This is a genomic window from Streptomyces sp. NPDC029836 (assembly GCF_055574495.1).
Genome location: NZ_JBVHZI010000003.1, coordinates 235032 through 252911, shown reverse-complemented (window position 1 = coordinate 252911; position 17880 = coordinate 235032). Strand labels below are relative to the sequence as shown.

Below are 17880 nucleotides of genomic sequence, written 5' to 3'. Positions count from 1 at the left end.
ACCGGCAGGACGGGCACAGCGGATGATTTCCGTCATATTCGATCTCGACGGCACCCTCGTGGACAGCGAGCCGAACTACTACGAATCCGGGCGGCTCACCCTGGAGCGGCACGGCGTCCCCGATTTCACGTGGGAGCAGCACTCCCGCTTCATCGGGATCGGCACCCTGGAAACGCTGGAGATCCTCAAGGAGCGCTACGCCCTGCCGGCGCCCGTCGACCAGCTCCTCGCGGAGCAGAACGCCGCCTACCTGGAGCTGGCCCGCACCCGGACCGAGGTGTTCCCCGAGATGCGCCGGTTCGTGGAGCGGCTGCACGCGCGGGGCGTGGCGATGGCCGTCGCCTCGGGCTCCTCCCGCGAGGCCATCGACGCCGTCCTCGTCGGCACCGGGCTGGACGCGCTACTGACGGTGGTGGTCTCCGCGGAGGAGGTCGCGCACGGCAAGCCCGCCCCCGACGTGTTCCTGGAGGCGGCCCGTCGGCTCGGGGTCGAGCCCGCCGACTGCGTGGTGATCGAGGACGCGGCGCCGGGCGCCGCGGCGGCCCGGGCGGCCGGCATGGCCTGCGTGGCCGTCCCGTACGTGGCGGACACGGCCGCCGACCCGGCCTTCGCGGCGTCGTCCCTGCTCTTCGCGGGCGGGCAGGCCGAGTTCGACGCGGACGCGGCCCTCACCTGGTTGACCGCGCACGCGGCCGGCAGCGACGCGGCGTGAGGGCCCGTACCGCCCGAAGCGGGCGGCCGGCGTGAGGACGGTCCGGGCGGGGTGCCGGCTCGCCCCGCGGGCCCGGCCGGCGGTGGGGAACTGCCCCGGCAACTGCCCCTCCGGACCGAGATCCGCTCCTAGTCTCGGGCCTCGGCGGCGGGACAGCGCGCCGCCCCGGACCAGGAAAGGGCTCGATGGAGATGAAGAAGAACAAACTGGCGGCCGGCGGCGCCGCGGTCGTGATGGCCGCGGGGATCGCGATCACGGCGGTCGGCGCGGCGAACGCGGCCGGCGGCACCTCGTCCAGCAGCGCGCGGATCACGTCCGTGGAGCAGCTGCACGAGAACCTCGCGCAGGCGGTGGCGCACGAGCAGGCCCTCGGGCTCCAGGGCACCATCGGCGGCCCCGTCGGCCGTGAGGCGCTCGCGTCCTACGACGCGGTCGAAGGCTGACGCGGCGGTGAGCACCGTGGGTAGCGAGCAGACCTCGGCCACCGCGCCGACCTGGTGTCCGAGCGGCGAGGCCGGGGCTCCCGAGTCCGTCGTCCTCGGCGTCCGTTCGGCGGCCGACGGCCGGGTGGTGTACCTCGCCGATCCGGTCCCGGCGCCGGAAGTCCTCTCGACCCTCCCGGACGGGATCGAGCCGACCCGGGTCCTGCGCTTCGCCTCGCACTGCGTGTCCGCCTGCGTCAACCGACGGGGCGACGACTGTGCGCTGGTGGAGCGCGTCCTGGCCCTGCCCGCGGCCGACGCGGACCCCCGTACGGTCCCACGGTGCCACCTTCGAAACCGGTGCCAGTGGTGGCAGCAGACGGGCGTGGACGCGTGCCACCGCTGCCCGGCCGTCACCACGGCCACCTTCCGGGAGGACGAGCTCGCCACGCTGGTGGCGGACCCGTCGACCACCCCGGAGCAACTGGCGGCCTGGATCAGGGATTCCGCCTGACCCCGCACCGCCACCGACGGCCGGTCCCTCCCGACGGCCCGTCGGACGTTCACCCTCGCCGCGGGCGGGGCGGGCCGGGTGCCCCGCCCCGCCCGCGGTCCGTTCCGGCCGCGGGCCCGTACCGGCGGGAAGATCCGGCGTCCACCCGGAGTTGGTAGAACCGTGAACGAAACGGCGGGGTACGCGCAGGCACCGGCAGAGGTGGACGTCGTGGTCGTCGGCGCCGGTCAGGCGGGCCTGTCGGGCGCCTACCACCTGGCCCGGGCCGGCATCGGGCACGTGGTGCTGGACCACGCGCCGCGACCCGGTGGGGCCTGGCAGTTCCGCTGGCCGTCGCTGACCTACGGCACGGTGCACGGGATGCACTCCCTGCCCGGCATGGAACTGACCGGCGCCGATCCGCTGCGGCCCTCCTCCGAGGTGATCGGCGCCTACTTCGCCGCCTACGAGGAGCGCTTCGACCTGCGCGTACGCCGCCCCGTGGACGTCTCGGCGGTGCGCGAGGGCGCGTCGGGGCGGCTCCTGGTGGAGTCCTCGGCGGGTACGTGGTCGGCGCGGGCGCTGATCAACGCCACCGGCACCTGGGACCGGCCGTTCTGGCCGCGCCACCCCGGCCAGGAACTGTTCCGGGGGCGGCAGTTGCACACCGCGAACTACCCGGGACCGCAGGAGTTCGCCGGGGCCCGGGTGGTGGTCGTCGGCGGGGGCACCTCCGCGGTGCAGCACCTGCTGGAGATGTCCGCCGCGGGGGCGGAGACCACCTGGGTGACGCGGCGGCCGCCCGTCTTCCGGGACGGGGCGTTCGGCGAGGCCGAGGGCCGGGAGGCGGTGGCGCGCGTCGCGGACCGGGTCCGCCGGGGGCTGCCGCCGCAGAGCGTGGTCGGCGTGACCGGGCTGGCGCTGACCGATGCCGTACGGGCCGGGCTGGCCTCCGGGGTGCTGGAGCGGCTGCCGGTGTTCGACCGGATCACCGACTCCGGCGTCGCCTGGGCCGACGGCCGGCGCGTGGACGCCGACGTGATCCTGTGGGCCACCGGCTTCCGGGCGGCCGTCGACCACCTGGCGCCGCTGCGGCTGCGCGAGCCGGGCGGCGGCATCCGGTTGGAGGGCACGCGGGCGGCCCGCGACGAACGGATCCACCTGGTCGGCTACGGCCCCTCCGCCTCCACGATCGGGGCCAACCGCGCCGGTGGCGCCGCCGTCCGCGAGATCCGCCGGCTGCTGACCCGCACCCCGGCGCCGGCCGCGACCGGCGGGTAGCGGACCGGGATCGGCGGTCGGGCTCAGCTGCCGCGGGTCGGCGGGGCCGAGGCGCCGCGGGCGGTCGGGGTCGGCGTCGTGCTGGGCCGGGCCGCCGGGGGGCCCGCCGCGGCCCGCAGCCGGTTGAAGTCCGCGACGTGCTTCCTGTGCTCCTCGTAGGTCACCGAGAAGCGGGTGTCCCCCGGCTTCACCGTGACGAAGAACAGCCAGTCCCCCGGGGTGGGCGCGACCGCCGCCGCCATGGCCCGCAGGCCGGGGCTGTCGATCGGGGTGGGGGGCAGGCCCTGGCGTTCGTAGGTGTTGAAGGGGTGGTCGATGCGGGTGTCGCTGAGCTTGGTGTCCACGGTGGTGCGGTTCAGCGCGTAGTTGATGGTGGAGTCCATCTGGAGCGGCATCGACTTCGCGAGCCGGTTGTGCACCACGCGCGCGACCTTCCCCATGTCGGCGGGGGTGTCGGCCTCCGCCTCGATGATGCTGGCGAGGGTGGCCGTCTGGTAGGCGGTCATGCCGTGCGCCTTGCCGCCGTCGGCGACGGCCTTCGTCGCGAGCTTCTGGTTGGCCGTCCGCACCATGTACGCGAGGAGCTCGCCCGGGGCGGTCTTCGAGGTCACCGGGTACGTCGCCGGGAACAGGTAGCCCTCGGGGTTGCCCTTGGCCTCCGGGGGCAGCCCCAGCCCGGCCGTGGCGACGGCCGCCTTCGTGGAGCCGGCGGGGAGTCCCAGTCCGCGGTCGACCGCGGTGTAGACCTGCGGGGCCCGCCATCCTTCGGGGATGACCAACTGACGCGGCTTCTCGGGCGCCTGACCCCGGGGGAACAGCGGGAGCATGACCGCGACCCCCAGCGCGATCAGCGTGCCGAGGAAGAAGGCGAGACGGCCCCGGCGAGTGAGCCGGGGGCGGCGCTGTGGCTGCCGGTACTCAAGACGCATGCGGGCACGCTAACCGCCCGAGTGCGCCATTCCCGGCATTCCACCCCAGCACCGGTCAGATGATCACACGTTCACCGGAGTCGGCGCCTGCTCCTCGGCGGGACCCCGACCGGCCCGACCCGCTTCCGCGATCGCGACCAGGGCGGGGGCGGGGGTGAGGGCCGCGTCCCGGTCCCGCCGGACCAGCGCGGCGTAGCGGCCGTCGGCCCCGATCAGTTCCTCGTGCGTACCGCGTTCGGCGATGCGGCCGTCGTCCAGGACCACGATCTGGTCGGCGTCCCTGACGGTGGAGAGGCGGTGCGCGATGGTGATGGTGGTGCGGCCGCGGGAGAGGTGCTCGATGGCCTGCTGCACGGCGTGCTCCGTACGGGTGTCGAGGGCGCTGGTGGCCTCGTCGAGGATGAGCACCGGCGGATCGCGCAGGATGGTCCGGGCGATGGCCAGGCGCTGCTTCTCGCCTCCGGAGAACCGGTAGCCGCGTTCGCCGACGAGCGTCTCGTACCCGTCGGGCAGGGACTCGATGTGATCGTGGATCTGGGCGGCGCGGGCCGCCTCGACGATCTCCTCGTCGGTGGCGTCCGGCTTGGCGAAGCGCAGGTTGTCGGCGACGGAGGCGTGGAAGAGGTAGGTCTCCTGGGAGACCACGCCGATGGAGCGGGCCAGCGAGTCGAAGTCGAGGTCGCGCACGTCCACCCCGTCGAGGGCGATCCGGCCGCCGGTGACGTCGTACAGCCGCGGCACCAGGTAGCTCAGGGTGCTCTTGCCGGAGCCGGTCGGGCCGACGACGGCGAGGGAGCCGCCCGCGGGGATCGTGATGTCGATCGCCGTGAGCGTCGGGCCGCTCTCGGCCTCGTACGCGAAGTGCACGTCCTCCAGGCGGACCTCGCCCCTCGCCCGCTCCAGCCGGACCGGGTCCGCCTTCTCGGTGATGTCCACCGGCAGGTCGAGGTACTCGAAGATGCGGGCGAACAGGGCGAGGGAGGTCTGGATCTGCACGCCGGTCGACAGCAGGCTCACAGCGGGCCGGAACAGGCCCTGCTGGAGTGTGACGAAGGCGACGAGGGTGCCGACGGAGAGCGAGGGGGCGCCCGTCTGCAGGGCGATGCCGGCCGCCCAGTAGATGAGGGCGGGCATGGCGGCCATGACGATGCCGATCGTGGACATCCGCCACCGCCCGGCCATGCTGGAGCGCACTTCGAGCCCGACCAGCTTCTCGGACTCCTCGGAGAAGGCAGCGGTGAGGGACTCCGAGCGGCCCATGGTGCGGCCGAGCAGGATCCCGCTCACGGAGAGGGACTCGGTGACCGTGGCCGCCATCGCGGCCATCTGCTTCTGCCGCTGCGTCGTGATCCGCTTGCGTTCGTGACCGACCCGGCGGCTGATCCACACGAAGACCGGCAACAGGAGCAGGGACACGACGGTGAGCCGCCAGTCGAGCGCGAGCATCGCGACGACGGAGGCGATCACCGCGGTCAGGTTCGACACCAGGGAGGTCGCCGTGGAGGTCACCGTCGCCTGCATGCCGCCGATGTCGTTGGCGATGCGGGACTGCACCTCACCGGTGCGGGTGCGGGTGAAGAAGGCCAGCGGCATCCGCTGGAGCTGGGCGTAGACGGCGGTGCGCAGGTCGTGCATCACGCGCTGGCCGACGGTCGTGGAGATGTACGTCTGGAGCACACCGAACACGCTGGTGACGACCGCGGTCAGGATCATGCCGAGGGCGAGCAGGCTCAGCAGACCGGTGCGGCCCTCGGGTATCGCGACGTCGAGTATCTCCTTGAGCAGGAACGGCGAGGCGACGCCGACCAGCGAGGAGGCGGCCACCAGGGAGCCCACGACGGCGAGCCGGCCGCGGTAGGGCCGGAACAGGCCGACGATCCGGCGCAGCTCGCGGGGCCGCTCGGCGGGACCGGGGCGGGTGGGGTCGAGGGCTTCGTTCGATGGTGTCCACTTCGGTTCTTCGGGGCGCATGGGCCTCCTTCTGACGAGACTCCGATGAGCTTAGCTCATTGTTACCTATGCTCACAATGAATCCGGTCCTGGTACTGTTCCCAGTATGAGCACCGGTTCCGAGAGCGACACCACGGGCGGCGTCCTCGCCGAGCAGCTGCTGCGTCTGACGCGGCGGCTCCACCGCATACAGAAACACCACATGGAACCACTCGGGATCACCCCGGCCCAGGGCCGGCTGCTGCGCCTCGTCGCCCACCACGGCGGCGAGCGACCGCCCCGGATGGCCGATCTGGCCGCACGTCTGGAGGTCGTGCCGCGGGCCGTCACCACCCTGGTGGACGCCTTGGAGGCGGCCGACTGCGTGCGCCGGGCGCCCGACCCGGCGAACCGCCGCGTCATCCGGATCGAGCTCACCGAAACCGGCCGCGCCACGCTGCGCCGTCTGCGCAACGCGCGAACCGACGCGGCGGAGGAGATCCTGGCTCCATTGACCGCCGAACAGCGCGAGGTGCTCGGCGGGCTGCTGAACGCGCTGGCGGACGTCCCGGCGGAGCGCCCCTGCTGATCCGGGCTCCGGCGCCGGGCCGGTGGTCCGCGGGCGCCGCCGAGACGGACGAGGGGTCGCGAGATGCCGCTGTGGGAACCGAAGCCCGGCGCACTGCGCCCGCACGGCGCGGGCGCCCCCGCCCCCGACCGGGTGCCGGACCGACTGGCCGCCGGCACCCCGTACGCCCTGCGCACGGAGCTGACCGGGCTGCTGGGCCCGGAAAAGGTGCTGTGGAAGGTCTCCGACCTGGTCCGCTACGCCACCGACGCCTCGCCGTACCGGTTCGTGCCGCAGGTCGTGGTGGTCGCCGAGGACATCGACGACATCTCCGCCGTCCTGTCGTACGCCCACGGCAAGCAGCGCGACGTGGTCTTCCGGGCGGCCGGGACCTCCCTCAACGGGCAGGCCCAGGGCGAGGACATAGTGGTCGACGTACGCCGCCACTGGACGGGCGTGGAGGTCCTCGACGGCGGGCGCCGCGCCCGCATCGGACCGGGCACCACCGTCCTGCGGGCCAACGCCGCGCTCGCCCGGCACGGCCGGATCCTGGGGCCCGACCCCGCCAGCGCCATCGCCTGCACGGTCGGCGGCGTCGTCGCGAACAACGCCTCGGGCATGACGGCGGGGACCACCCGCAACTCGTACCGCACCCTCTCCTCCCTCACCGTGGTCCTGCCGAGCGGCACCGTCGTGGACACCGCCGACCCGCTCGCGGAGGAGGAACTGGCCCGCGCCGAACCGGCCCTGTGCCACGGCCTGATGGCGATCAAGGCGGAGATCGAGGCCGATCCGGCGCTCGTGGCCCGGATCCGCGCCAAGTACGAGATCAAGAACACCACCGGGTACCGGCTGGACGCCTACCTGGACGGCGCCACGCCCGTCGAGATCCTGCGCGGCCTGATGGTCGGCTCCGAGGGCACGCTCGGCTTCATCTCCGAGGTCGTCTTCGACACCGTCCCGCTCGACCGCGAGCTGACGAGCGCCCTGCTCTTCTTCCCCTCGCTGCCCGCCGCGGCGGCCGCCGTCCCGCTGTTCACCGCGGCCGGCGCCCTCGCCGTCGAGCTGATGGACGGCAACACGCTGCGCGCGTCCGTCAGCGTCGCCGGGGTGCCCGCCGACTGGGCGCGGCTGCCCAAGGAAACGGCTGCCCTGCTCGTGGAGTTCCGGGCTCCGGACGCGGCGGGGCGCGCCGTCCTGGAACGGCGCGCGGCCGCGGTGCTGCCGGCGCTGGAACTCGTGGCGCCCGTCCCCTCGGTGACGAACGCCTTCACCAGCGACCCGAGGACGATCTCCGGCTACTGGAAGGCCCGCAAGGCCTTCGTCACCGCGGTCGGGGGCGCCCGGCCCCCGGGCACCACCTTGATCACCGAGGACTTCGCCGTGCCGCCGTCCCGGCTCGCCGAGGCCTGCGAAGCGCTCCTGGCCCTACAGGAGGAGCACGGGTTCGACGCGGCCGTCGCCGGTCATGCGGCGCACGGCAACCTGCACTTCCTGCTCGCCTTCGACGCCGCGGAACCCGCCGACGTCCACCGGTACGCGGCCTTCATGGAGGCGTTCTGCCGGCTCACCGTGGAGCGGTTCGACGGCTCCCTGAAGGCCGAGCACTCCACCGGCCGCAACATGGCCCCCTTCCTGGAGCTGGAGTGGGGTCCCGAGGCCACCGCGTTGATGTGGCGCACCAAGCGGATCGTCGACCCGGACGGTGTCCTCGCCCCGCGCGTGCTGCTCGACCGGGACCCCCGGGCCCACCTGCGCGGCCTGAAGACGATCCCGCGGGTGGAGGCGGTCGCCGACCCCTGCATCGAGTGCGGGTTCTGCGAACCGACCTGCCCCAGCGAGGACCTGACGACCACGCCGCGCCAGCGGATCGCGCTGCGGCGCGAGATGGTGCGCCAGGAACCCGGGTCCGCCGTGCTCGACGGGCTCCTCGGGTCCTACGGCTACGACGCCGTCGACACCTGCGCCGGCGACTCCACCTGCCGGATCGCCTGCCCCGTCGGCATCGACACCGGGGCGCTGATGAAGGACTTCCGCCACCGCCGGCACAGCCCGCGCGAGGAGCGGGTCGCGGCGCTGGCGGCCCGGCGGTTCCGTACGGTGGAGGCCGCCGCCCGCCTTGCCGTGGCCGCCGCCGGCGCACTCCCGGACGCGGTCTCGGACCGGGTGCTCGGCGCCGTGACGGCGACCGCCCGCAAGGTTGTACGTCCGGACCTGGTGCCCGCCTGGCTGCCGCAGATCCCGGGGCCCGCCGCCCGCCGGCTGCCCGCGACCGACCGGCTCACCGCGACCGCCGTGTACTACCCGGCCTGCGTCAACCGGATCTTCGGCGGCCCGGACGGGCGGCCCGGCCCGGCCCTGCCCGAGGCCGTGGTGGCCGTGTCGGAGCGGGCCGGGAGGCCCGTGTGGATCCCGGACGACGTCACGGGCACCTGCTGCGCGACGATCTGGCACTCCAAGGGCTACGAGGCCGGCAACCGGGTGATGGCCAACCGGATCGTCGAGGCCGCCTGGGGCTGGACGGCCGGGGGCCTGCTGCCGCTGGTGGTCGACGCGTCCTCCTGCACGCTGGGCATCGCCCACGAGGTGGTGCCGTACCTGACGGATGACAACCGCGAACTCCACGCCGCCCTACGGGTCGTCGACTCGGTCGTCTGGGCGGCGGAGGAGCTGCTGCCGCGCCTGGAGGTCCGCCGGACCGTGGGCTCGGCCGTCCTGCACCCCACCTGCTCGATGCGGCACCTCGACGACGAGGCGCAGCTGCGCGCGGTCGCCGAAGCCTGCGCCGAGGAGGTGGTGGTGCCGGACGACGCGGGCTGCTGCGCGTTCGCGGGCGATCGCGGCATGCTCCATCCGGAGCTGACCGCCTCCGCCACGGCCTCGGAGGCCCGGGAGGTGACGGCGCGTTCCTTCGACGCGCACCTGTCGGCGAACCGGATGTGCGAGGTGGGCATGGACCGGGCCACCGGACGGAGCTACCACTCGGTCCTGCTCGAACTGGAACGGGCCACCCGCCCCTGAGCCGAACAGGGGCCGACACGCGCCCCGCGGGTGCGCCGGAGTGCGCGCTCCGGAGCGGGAGGGCTCCTCCCGGAGCCCCGTCCGGGCCGGAAAATCGATTGCCCGGGCCTGGTCCGAAAGGCGAACCTTGCGTGGCTTGAACCACTCGACCAGTCATGGGGCGTCATGCAGATCAGCGATCTTCCGTATCCGGACCCCGGGGTACCCGACGCCCGTTCCGGCCCCCGCTTCCTGCTGTGGCTGGGCAGGGGGCAACTCGGCGGACAGGCCAAGAGCCTCACCTGGGGCCTCCTGCACCACTGCGGCATCGCCGGCCTGCCGTTCGCGGTGGGTTTCGGCGTCGAGGCGGTCGTCAAGGGCGACGGCCGGCGGCTGCTGCTCGTCGGCGCCCTGATCGTGCTGCTCGGCATCGCCATCTCGGTGGGCGACGCGATGCTGCACCGCACGGCCGTCACCAACTGGATCACCGCCGCCGCCCGGGTGCAGCAACTGCTCGCCCGCCGGACGGCCGAGCTCGGCGCGGCGCTGACCCGACGGGTGGCGGCCGGTGAGGTGGTCGCCGTCTCCACCGGTGACGTGGAGAAGATCGGCTGGTTCGTGGAGGCCGTCTCCCGGTTCCTGGCGGCCGCCCTCGCCCTCGTGATCGTCTGCGTGGGTCTCGTCGTCTACGCGCCGGCGCTCGGCGTGGTCGTGGCCGTGGGCATGCCCGTGCTGGCGCTCGCCTCACTGCCGCTGCTCCCCCGGGCCACCCGGCGCGCCGACTTCCAGCGCGAGAAGGCCGGCCGGGCCACCGAGCTCGCCTCCGACACCGTCGCGGGCCTGCGGGTGCTGCGGGGCATCGGCGGCGAGGAACTCTTCCTCGGCCGCTACCGCGAGGCCTCCCAGCAGGTCCGGTCCGCGGCCGTGCGCAGCGCCCGGATGTGGGCGCTGATCTCGGCCATCCAGGTGTTCCTGCCGGGTCTGTTGCTGATCACGGTGGTCTGGTACGGCTCCTCACTCGTGCTCGCCGGTCGGCTGGACATCGGCGAACTCGTCGCCGTGTTCAGCGCGGTGTCCCTGATGCTGTACCCGCTCAGGAACGTGGAGGAGATCGCCATGGCCTACTCCTTCTCGCGCCCCTCCGCCCAGCGGGCGGCCCGGGTGCTGTCGCTGACGCGTACGGACGCCGAGGTGGAAGGCGCGGCGGAGCCGGGCACGGGAAGCGGCATCGGCATCGGCATCGGCCGGGATCCCGTTGTTCCGGACGCGCCCGCGCCGGGCGGGGACCTGTACGACCCCGAAACCGGACTGTTGGTTCCGGCGGGCCGGCTCACGGCCGTCGTGTGCGGGGACCCGGACGTGGCGGGCCGGCTCGCCGAGCGCCTCGGCGGGCAACCCGTACCGGCCGGCGGCGGTACGGCCGAGGAGCCGTCGGTGCTGCTCGGCGGGGTCGCGCTGGACGACCTCGCGCTGGACACGGCGCGCACGCTGGTCCTCGTACAGGACAAGGATCCGGTGCTGCTGTCCGGGACGCTGCGCGAACTGTTCGACGTGCCGGCCTCGGGCGGCGTGGAGCCCGCGGCGGCGCTGGCGGCGGCCCAGTGCGCCGACGTCCTGGAGGCCCTGTTGCAGTCGGCGCCCGACGGGGTCACCGACCCGATGGACGCGCGGATCACCGAACGCGGGCGGTCCCTCTCGGGCGGGCAGCGCCAACGCCTCGCGCTGGCCAGGTCACTGGTCACCGACCCGGAGGTGCTGGTGCTGGACGAGCCGACCTCGGCCGTCGACTCGCACACCGAGGCGCGGATCGCCGACGGGATCAGGGCCCTGCGCACGGGCCGGACCACGGTGGTGCTGGCGTCCTCGCCGCTGCTCCTGGACCGGGCCGACCGGGTGGTGCTCGTCCATGAGGGCCGGGCCCTGCCCGCGGGCACGCACCGCGAACTGCTGCGGGACGAACCGCGCTACCGGGCCGTCGTCACCCGCGAACCGGACCGACCCGACCGGTCCGGAGCCGGGATGGACCGGTCCGACCCGTCCGGAGCCGGGATGGACCGGCTGGAAGAGGAACTCACAGAGATCGAGGAATCCGCATGATCGGCGTAGCGCCTCCGGAGTACGATCCGGCGGCCCCCGAGACGGCCGCGACGCTGCCCGTGGGTTCGTCGGCGACCGTGCGGGGCTATGTGCGCGGCCTGTTCCTCCGCCACCGGGGGGCATTGCTGATCCTGGTGACCGTCAACGCCGTCGCGGTAATCGCCTCCATGGTCGGCCCGTACCTGCTGGGCCGGGTCGTGGACGAACTCGCGGCGGGGGCGCGCGACCTCCGACTGGAGCGCGTGGGGCTGCTGTTCGCGCTGGCCCTGGTCGTCCAGACCGGCTTCGTCCGGCTGGTGCGGCTGCGCGGGGCGATGCTCGGCGAGGAGATGCTGGCCGACCTGCGCGAGGACTTCCTGGTGCGCTCGGTCGGCCTGCCGCCGGGCGTCCTGGAACGGGCCGGCACCGGTGACCTGCTGTCCCGCATCACCACCGACATCGACCGGTTGGCCAACGCGATGCGCGAGGCCGTGCCGCAGCTCGCCATCGGCGTGGTGTGGGCCGGACTGCTCTTCGCGGCACTCGCCGTGACCGCGCCGCCGCTGGCCCTGGCAGCGCTGGTGGCGTTGCCGGTGCTGGTGATCGGCTGCCGCTGGTACTTCAAGCGGGCGCCGTCGGCGTACCGCTCGGAGGCGGCCGGGTACGCGGCGGTCGCGGCGGTCCTCACCGAGACCGTCGACGCCGGGCGCACCGTCGAGGCACACCGTCTGGGCCGGCGCCGGATCGCTCTGTCGGAGCAGCGGATCAAGGAGTGGACGGCCTGGGAGCGGTACACCCTGTACCTGCGGACGGTGCTCTTCCCCGTCATCAACGTCACCTACGTGACGATCCTCGGCTCGGTGCTGATGATCGGCGGCTACTGCGTCCTCCAGGGCTGGATGACGGTCGGGCAGCTGACCACCGGCGCCCTGTTGGCGCAGATGATGGTCGACCCGATCGGCCTGATCCTGCGCTGGTACGACGAACTGCAGATCGCCCAGGTGTCGCTGGCCCGGCTGGTGGGCGTCCACGAGATCGAGCCGGCGGCCGGTGACGGCGCGCTCTCCCCGCAGGGCCGCGAAGTCCGGGCCGACGAGGTCCACTTCGGCTACCGGGAGGGTGTGGACGTCCTGCACCGGGTGTCCATGGCCGTGCCTCCGGGCACCCGCATGGCGCTGGTCGGGCCCTCGGGCGCGGGCAAGTCGACGCTGGGCCGGCTGCTGGCGGGCATCTACGCGCCCCGGACCGGCGAGGTGACCCTGGGCGGCGCCCGGCTGTCGGGCATGCCGGCGGAACGGGTGCGCGAGCACGTGGCCCTGGTCAACCAGGAGCACCACGTGTTCGTGGGCTCGCTGCGGGACAACCTGCGTCTGGCCCGGTCGGGCGCGGACGACTCCGAACTGTGGGCGGCGCTGGGCGCGGTGGACGCGGACGGATGGGCCCGGTCCCTGGAGTCCGGGCTGGACACCGAGGTCGGCTCGGGCGGCAGCGCGCTGACCCCGGCGCAGGCGCAGCAGGTCGCGCTGGCCCGGCTGGTGCTGGCCGACCCGCACACGTTGGTGCTGGACGAGGCGACCTCGCTGCTGGACCCGCGTGCGGCCCGGCACCTGGAGCGGTCGCTGGCCCGGGTGCTGGACGGCCGTACGGTCATCGCGATCGCCCACCGCCTGCACACCGCGCACGACGCGGACGTGATCGCGGTGGTCGAGGCGGGCCGCATCAGCGAACTGGGCTCGCACGACGAGCTGGTGGCGGCCGACGGGGCGTACGCGGCCCTGTGGCGCTCCTGGCACGGCTGACCGGGGCCGACCGGTTGGGGCGGCGGCGTCACCGGCCCGTGGGGGGCCGCGGTGGTCCCAGGTGGTCGGCGACTCCGTCCGTTCGGCTGGTCATGTCCGGCGGCGGGGCCGGCACCTCCGTACGCCCGGGCGGTAGCTCGTGCGCCGGGGCCGTCCCTGCCGGATCCTGTCCGGCCCGCGTCGTTCAGTACCGCGCCGCCCGCCCCGGATCCACGGGACCGAACGACACGGGCCGACCGGCACGACCCGGCAAGGACGAGCGAGCCGGCCGTCGTCGCCTGCGGGCGGCCGGTAGGGCCGCCGCCACTGGTTCGTACGCCTGCCGACCCGCGCAGGTCCACACGACGGGCCGGGCCACGTTCCCGGCGTCCCACGCGACCCCGCCGACCCGGTCGTCGTCGCCGACGGCGTACGCGGCGGTGTGGCCCGTGGCGCTCAGCCCGCGGAGGGCCGCATCGGGCCGCTGCCGGTCCAGTACTGGGCCCGGACGACCGTGTCCACGGGCGGGTCGTAGGTGGTGGCGAGACCGACCGAGACCCCGTGCGGGGGCTGATGTCCCCCCGCCCGGGAGCAGTCCGACCGCCCGGGCGCCCGCCCGGTGGGCGAAGGCCCTGCGGCCGGCGGGGGTGGTGAACGTGCCGACCATGAGGCCGTGCCGGTTGACGGCTTCGACGCTGCCCCGCCGGCCCGGCCGGCAGCGGTATGGCGTGCACGGCGGCGCCGAGCCAGTAGGCGGCCTTCTCCCGGGAGACCCCGACGGACAGATCGGCCGCTCCGACGCCGTTCACCTGGTCGGTGTACACCCGGGGATTGCCCCGTCCGGCCCCGGCAGCGACTCCAGTACGCGCAGCGCCGGCCTGCACAGCGTCCCCGACGCGGCGGCCGTGCCGGTCGCCCCCGCATCCCGCGTGGGCGGGTGGGGCGAGGGCGAGCGCCGCGAGGACCATCACCGCCGCGCCCGCGGCGAGCGTTCTGCCGCCGCCGGCCATGAGTCCCCCCGGACGTCGCGCGAGCCGGCGGCTCCCACGGCTCGTGGGAGCAGATGATGTCCGCCCGGAACACGCCTGACCAGACGGCCTCACGGTGGCCGGCCCTCGGCCGGTGGGTGCCGCGGCGCCGCAGCGCCTCGGCGCCCTAGAAGAGGTTCAGGGCGGCCGCGCCGCCCACCCCGCCGAGCACCATGAACACGGGCATCAGGACCTTCAGCTCGACCCAGCTGCCGGCGCGGAAGCGCATCATCTTGGGCGGGCCGATCGGGTACCAACGCTTCCCGGCGATCGGCAGCGGCCACAGGATGGGGCAGCCCGACACGGTCAGGGCGTCGCCGACGTCGTGGACCAGGGCGCCGAGCAGGATGGGAAGGCCCAACCACAGGTACTCCTGGCCCGGCTCGGTGAACAGCCAGCCCGCGCCGTTGCCCGGCTGGTCGAGGACCCCGGCCAGGATCCACGCACTGGTCGCGCCGAGCAGCCAGACCAGGACGTCGCTCGACATCCGGGCCGCCCGCCACAGCAACCCCTCGACGGCCAGCACGAGGTGGACGAAGAGCAGGACGAGGACACCCCAGCGGTCGGTGGTGACCGCGAGGGCGGAGGATCCCCCGCCGATGAGGACGGCCCAGAGCCAGGTGTGGGTCAGGGTGCGGTGACCGCCGGTGCGGCGGGCGTCGCGCGGGGAGCGGGTCGCCTTGTAGACGGCGTACGAGATCTTGTCGACGATCTCGCACAGGACCCGGGAGAGGGGGCCGAAGGCGCGGGAGATCGTCGCCGACTTGTGGTCGAGGTCGGGGGCGAGGGCGGCTCCCGCGCAGATGAGCGCGCCGACGACGAGGACCGGCCACGGCATCGGCTGCCCGTAGGCGGCCGCGGCGGCGCCCACTCCCAACCAGGCCGCTGCTCCCGACAGTGAGTGCGCCGGACCCATCATGCTCGTTCCCCGCCCAGGTAACTCGGTGTGGGCGCCCTGTGGAAAGTGTCGATCGGGCCGCCCGGACGGCTCAGCGTACCGGCGGTGATCTTCCTCTGGTCCGCCGGTTCCCGGATCCGGGGGGAAGCCAGGCAAGATGGGGGGTGTGACCCTCATTGATCAGATCCCGCCGAACGCCGACCCCGATGCCCTCTTCGAGGCTTTCTCCTCGTGGGCGGAGGACCAGGGCATCACCCTGTACCCGGCGCAGGAGGAGGCACTGATCGAGGTCGTCTCCGGGGCGAACGTGGTCCTCTCCACGCCGACCGGCTCCGGCAAGAGCCTGGTCGCGGCGGGCGCCCACTTCACCGCGCTGGCCCAGGACAAGGTCACCTTCTACACCGCTCCGATCAAGGCGCTGGTCTCGGAGAAGTTCTTCGACCTGTGCAAGATGTTCGGCACCGAGAACGTCGGCATGCTGACCGGTGACGCCTCCGTGAACGCCGACGCCCCGGTGATCTGCTGCACGGCCGAGGTGCTCGCCTCCATCGCCCTGCGCGACGGCAAGTACGCCGACATCGGCCAGGTCGTCATGGACGAGTTCCACTTCTATGCCGAGGCGGACCGCGGCTGGGCCTGGCAGATCCCGCTGCTGGAGCTCCCGCAGGCCCAGTTCATCCTGATGTCGGCGACCCTCGGCGACATGAAGCGGTTCGAGGAGGACCTGACCCGGCGCACCGGCCGGCCCACCTCGGTGGTCCGCTCGGCGACCCGGCCCGTGCCGCTGTCGTACGAGTACGTGACCACGCCGATCACCGACACCATCACCGAGCTGTTGGAGACCCGACAGTCCCCGGTGTACATCGTGCACTTCACCCAGGCCCAGGCGGTCGAGCGGGCGCAGTCGCTGATGAGCATCAACATGTGCACCCGCGAGGAGAAGGACAAGATCGCGGAGCTGATCGGCAACTTCCGCTTCACCACGAAGTTCGGCCAGAACCTCTCCCGCTACGTCCGCCACGGCATCGGCGTCCATCACGCCGGCATGCTGCCCAAGTACCGGCGTCTCGTCGAGAAGCTGGCGCAGGCCGGTCTGCTGAAGGTCATCTGCGGCACCGACACCCTGGGCGTCGGCGTGAACGTACCGATCCGCACGGTGCTGTTCACCGCCCTCACCAAGTACGACGGCAACCGGGTCCGCACGCTGCGCGCCCGCGAGTTCCACCAGATCGCCGGCCGGGCCGGCCGGGCGGGCTTCGACACGGCCGGGTTCGTGGTCGCGCAGGCGCCCGAGCACGTCATCGAGAACGAGAAGGCCCTGGCGAAGGCCGGCGACGACCCGAAGAAGCGCCGCAAGGTGGTCCGCAAGAAGGCCCCCGAGGGCTTCGTGGCCTGGTCGGACACCACCTTCGAGAAGCTGATCGGCGCCGATCCGGAACCGCTGACCTCGCGCTTCAAGGTCACCAACATCATGCTGCTGTCGGTCATCGCCCGACCGGGCGACGCCTTCAAGGCGATGCGCCACCTGCTGGAGGACAACCACGAGCCGCGCAAGGCGCAGCTGCGGCACATCCGCCGGGCGATCGCGATCTACCGTTCGCTGCTGGACGGCGGGGTCGTCGAGAAGCTCGACACCCCGGACGCCGAGGGCCGCACCATCCGGCTCACCGTCGACCTCCAGCAGGACTTCGCGCTGAACCAGCCGCTGTCGACCTTCGCGCTGGCCTCCTTCGACCTGCTGGACCCCGAGTCCCCGTCCTACGCCCTGGACATGGTCTCCGTCGTCGAGTCGACCCTGGACGACCCGCGCCAGATCCTGGCCGCGCAGCAGAACAAGGAACGCGGCACGGCGATCGGCGCCATGAAGGCCGACGGGATCGAGTACGAGGAGCGGATGGAGCGGCTCCAGGAGGTCACCTACCCCAAGCCGCTCGAAGAGCTGCTGCTCCACGCCTACGACGTGTACAGCAAGAGCCACCCGTGGGTCCGGGACCACCCCGTCTCCCCGAAGTCGATCGTCCGCGACATGTACGAGCGGGCGATGACCTTCACCGAGTTCACCTCCCACTACGAGCTGGCCCGCACCGAGGGCATCGTGCTGCGCTACCTGGCCGGCGCGTACAAGGCGCTGGACCACACCATCCCGGACGACCTGAAGTCCGAGGACCTCCAGGACCTCATCGCCTGGCTGGGCGAGCTGGTCCGGCAGGTCGACTCCAGCCTGCTGGACGAGTGGGAGCAGTTGGCGAACCCGGAGGTGGAGACGGCGGAGCAGGCCCAGGAGAAGGCCGACCAGGTCAAGCCGGTCACGGCGAACTCCCGCGCGTTCCGCGTGCTGGTCCGCAACGCCATGTTCCGCCGGGTCGAGCTGGCGGCCCTGGACCACGTCAACGTGTTGGGCGAGCTGGACGCCGAGTCCGGTTGGGACGCCGATGCCTGGGGCGAGGCCATGGACGGCTACTGGGACGAGTACGACGACCTCGGTACGGGTCCCGACGCCCGCGGCCCCAAGCTCCTGCAGATCGAGGAGGATCCGGCGCACGGGCTGTGGCGCGTCCGCCAGACCTTCGCCGACCCGAACGGTGACCATGGCTGGGGCATCAGTGCCGAGGTCGACCTCGCGGCGTCCGACGAGGAGGGTCGGGCCGTGCTCCGGGTCACCTCGGTCGGCGAGCTCGGCCAACTCTGACCCGCCCCCGTAGGCGGCCGTCCCGCCCGACGGACCGCTCACACCCGACGGCCCCCCAGCCGCCGACAAGCCCTCCG

The 17880-nt window shown here is 73.3% G+C and carries 12 protein-coding genes; 9 read left to right on the top strand and 3 right to left on the bottom strand.

Annotated elements, in window-relative coordinates:
• The first annotated feature begins 22 nt into the window (after window positions 1-22).
• From ACZ4XJ_RS12000 to ACZ4XJ_RS11985, 4 genes are all read left to right on the top strand, one after another.
• A complete protein-coding gene (locus ACZ4XJ_RS12000) occupies window positions 23-712 on the top strand; it encodes an HAD family hydrolase (protein ID WP_468496078.1) in 690 nt (229 codons plus the stop codon).
• Between the two features lie 185 nt (window positions 713-897).
• Window positions 898-1155, top strand: a complete 258-nt coding sequence (locus ACZ4XJ_RS11995; protein WP_468496077.1) for a hypothetical protein — start codon at window positions 898-900, stop codon at window positions 1153-1155.
• Window positions 1156-1162: 7 nt separating this feature from the next.
• Window positions 1163-1648, top strand: coding sequence for a hypothetical protein (locus ACZ4XJ_RS11990; protein ID WP_362876533.1), 486 nt, complete (start codon window positions 1163-1165; stop codon window positions 1646-1648).
• A gap of 162 nt (window positions 1649-1810) precedes the next feature.
• Window positions 1811-2908, top strand: coding sequence for an NAD(P)-binding domain-containing protein (locus ACZ4XJ_RS11985; RefSeq protein ID WP_468496076.1), 1098 nt, complete (start codon window positions 1811-1813; stop codon window positions 2906-2908).
• 23 nt (window positions 2909-2931) lie between these two features.
• On the opposite strand, the gene mltG is transcribed toward ACZ4XJ_RS11985, so the two are convergent.
• Entirely contained in the window at window positions 2932-3837 is a 906-nt protein-coding gene (mltG, locus tag ACZ4XJ_RS11980; RefSeq protein WP_468496075.1) for an endolytic transglycosylase MltG, read from the bottom strand.
• A 63-nt stretch (window positions 3838-3900) separates the two neighbouring features.
• A complete protein-coding gene (locus ACZ4XJ_RS11975; RefSeq protein ID WP_468496074.1) occupies window positions 3901-5808 on the bottom strand; it encodes an ABC transporter ATP-binding protein in 1908 nt (635 codons plus the stop codon).
• Between the two features lie 85 nt (window positions 5809-5893).
• Between ACZ4XJ_RS11975 and ACZ4XJ_RS11970 the strand changes: the two genes are divergently transcribed.
• The 4 genes from ACZ4XJ_RS11970 (at window position 5894) to ACZ4XJ_RS11955 (ending at window position 13209) form a co-directional block, all read left to right on the top strand.
• A complete protein-coding gene (locus ACZ4XJ_RS11970; protein ID WP_362876529.1) occupies window positions 5894-6355 on the top strand; it encodes a MarR family winged helix-turn-helix transcriptional regulator in 462 nt (153 codons plus the stop codon).
• A gap of 63 nt (window positions 6356-6418) precedes the next feature.
• Window positions 6419-9355, top strand: coding sequence for an FAD-binding and (Fe-S)-binding domain-containing protein (locus tag ACZ4XJ_RS11965; protein WP_468496073.1), 2937 nt, complete (start codon window positions 6419-6421; stop codon window positions 9353-9355).
• A gap of 165 nt (window positions 9356-9520) precedes the next feature.
• A complete protein-coding gene (locus ACZ4XJ_RS11960) occupies window positions 9521-11431 on the top strand; it encodes an ABC transporter transmembrane domain-containing protein (protein WP_468496072.1) in 1911 nt (636 codons plus the stop codon).
• A complete protein-coding gene (locus ACZ4XJ_RS11955) occupies window positions 11428-13209 on the top strand; it encodes an ABC transporter ATP-binding protein (protein ID WP_468496071.1) in 1782 nt (593 codons plus the stop codon). The genes ACZ4XJ_RS11960 and ACZ4XJ_RS11955 overlap by 4 nt, the downstream gene beginning before the upstream one ends.
• A gap of 1134 nt (window positions 13210-14343) precedes the next feature.
• On the opposite strand, the gene ACZ4XJ_RS11950 is transcribed toward ACZ4XJ_RS11955, so the two are convergent.
• Complete coding sequence (locus ACZ4XJ_RS11950; protein ID WP_362876525.1) at window positions 14344-15135, bottom strand: metal-dependent hydrolase; 792 nt, start codon at window positions 15133-15135, stop codon at window positions 14344-14346.
• Between the two features lie 145 nt (window positions 15136-15280).
• Between ACZ4XJ_RS11950 and ACZ4XJ_RS11945 the strand changes: the two genes are divergently transcribed.
• Entirely contained in the window at window positions 15281-17803 is a 2523-nt protein-coding gene (locus ACZ4XJ_RS11945; RefSeq protein WP_362876524.1) for a DEAD/DEAH box helicase, read from the top strand.
• The last annotated feature ends 77 nt before the right edge of the window (window positions 17804-17880 follow it).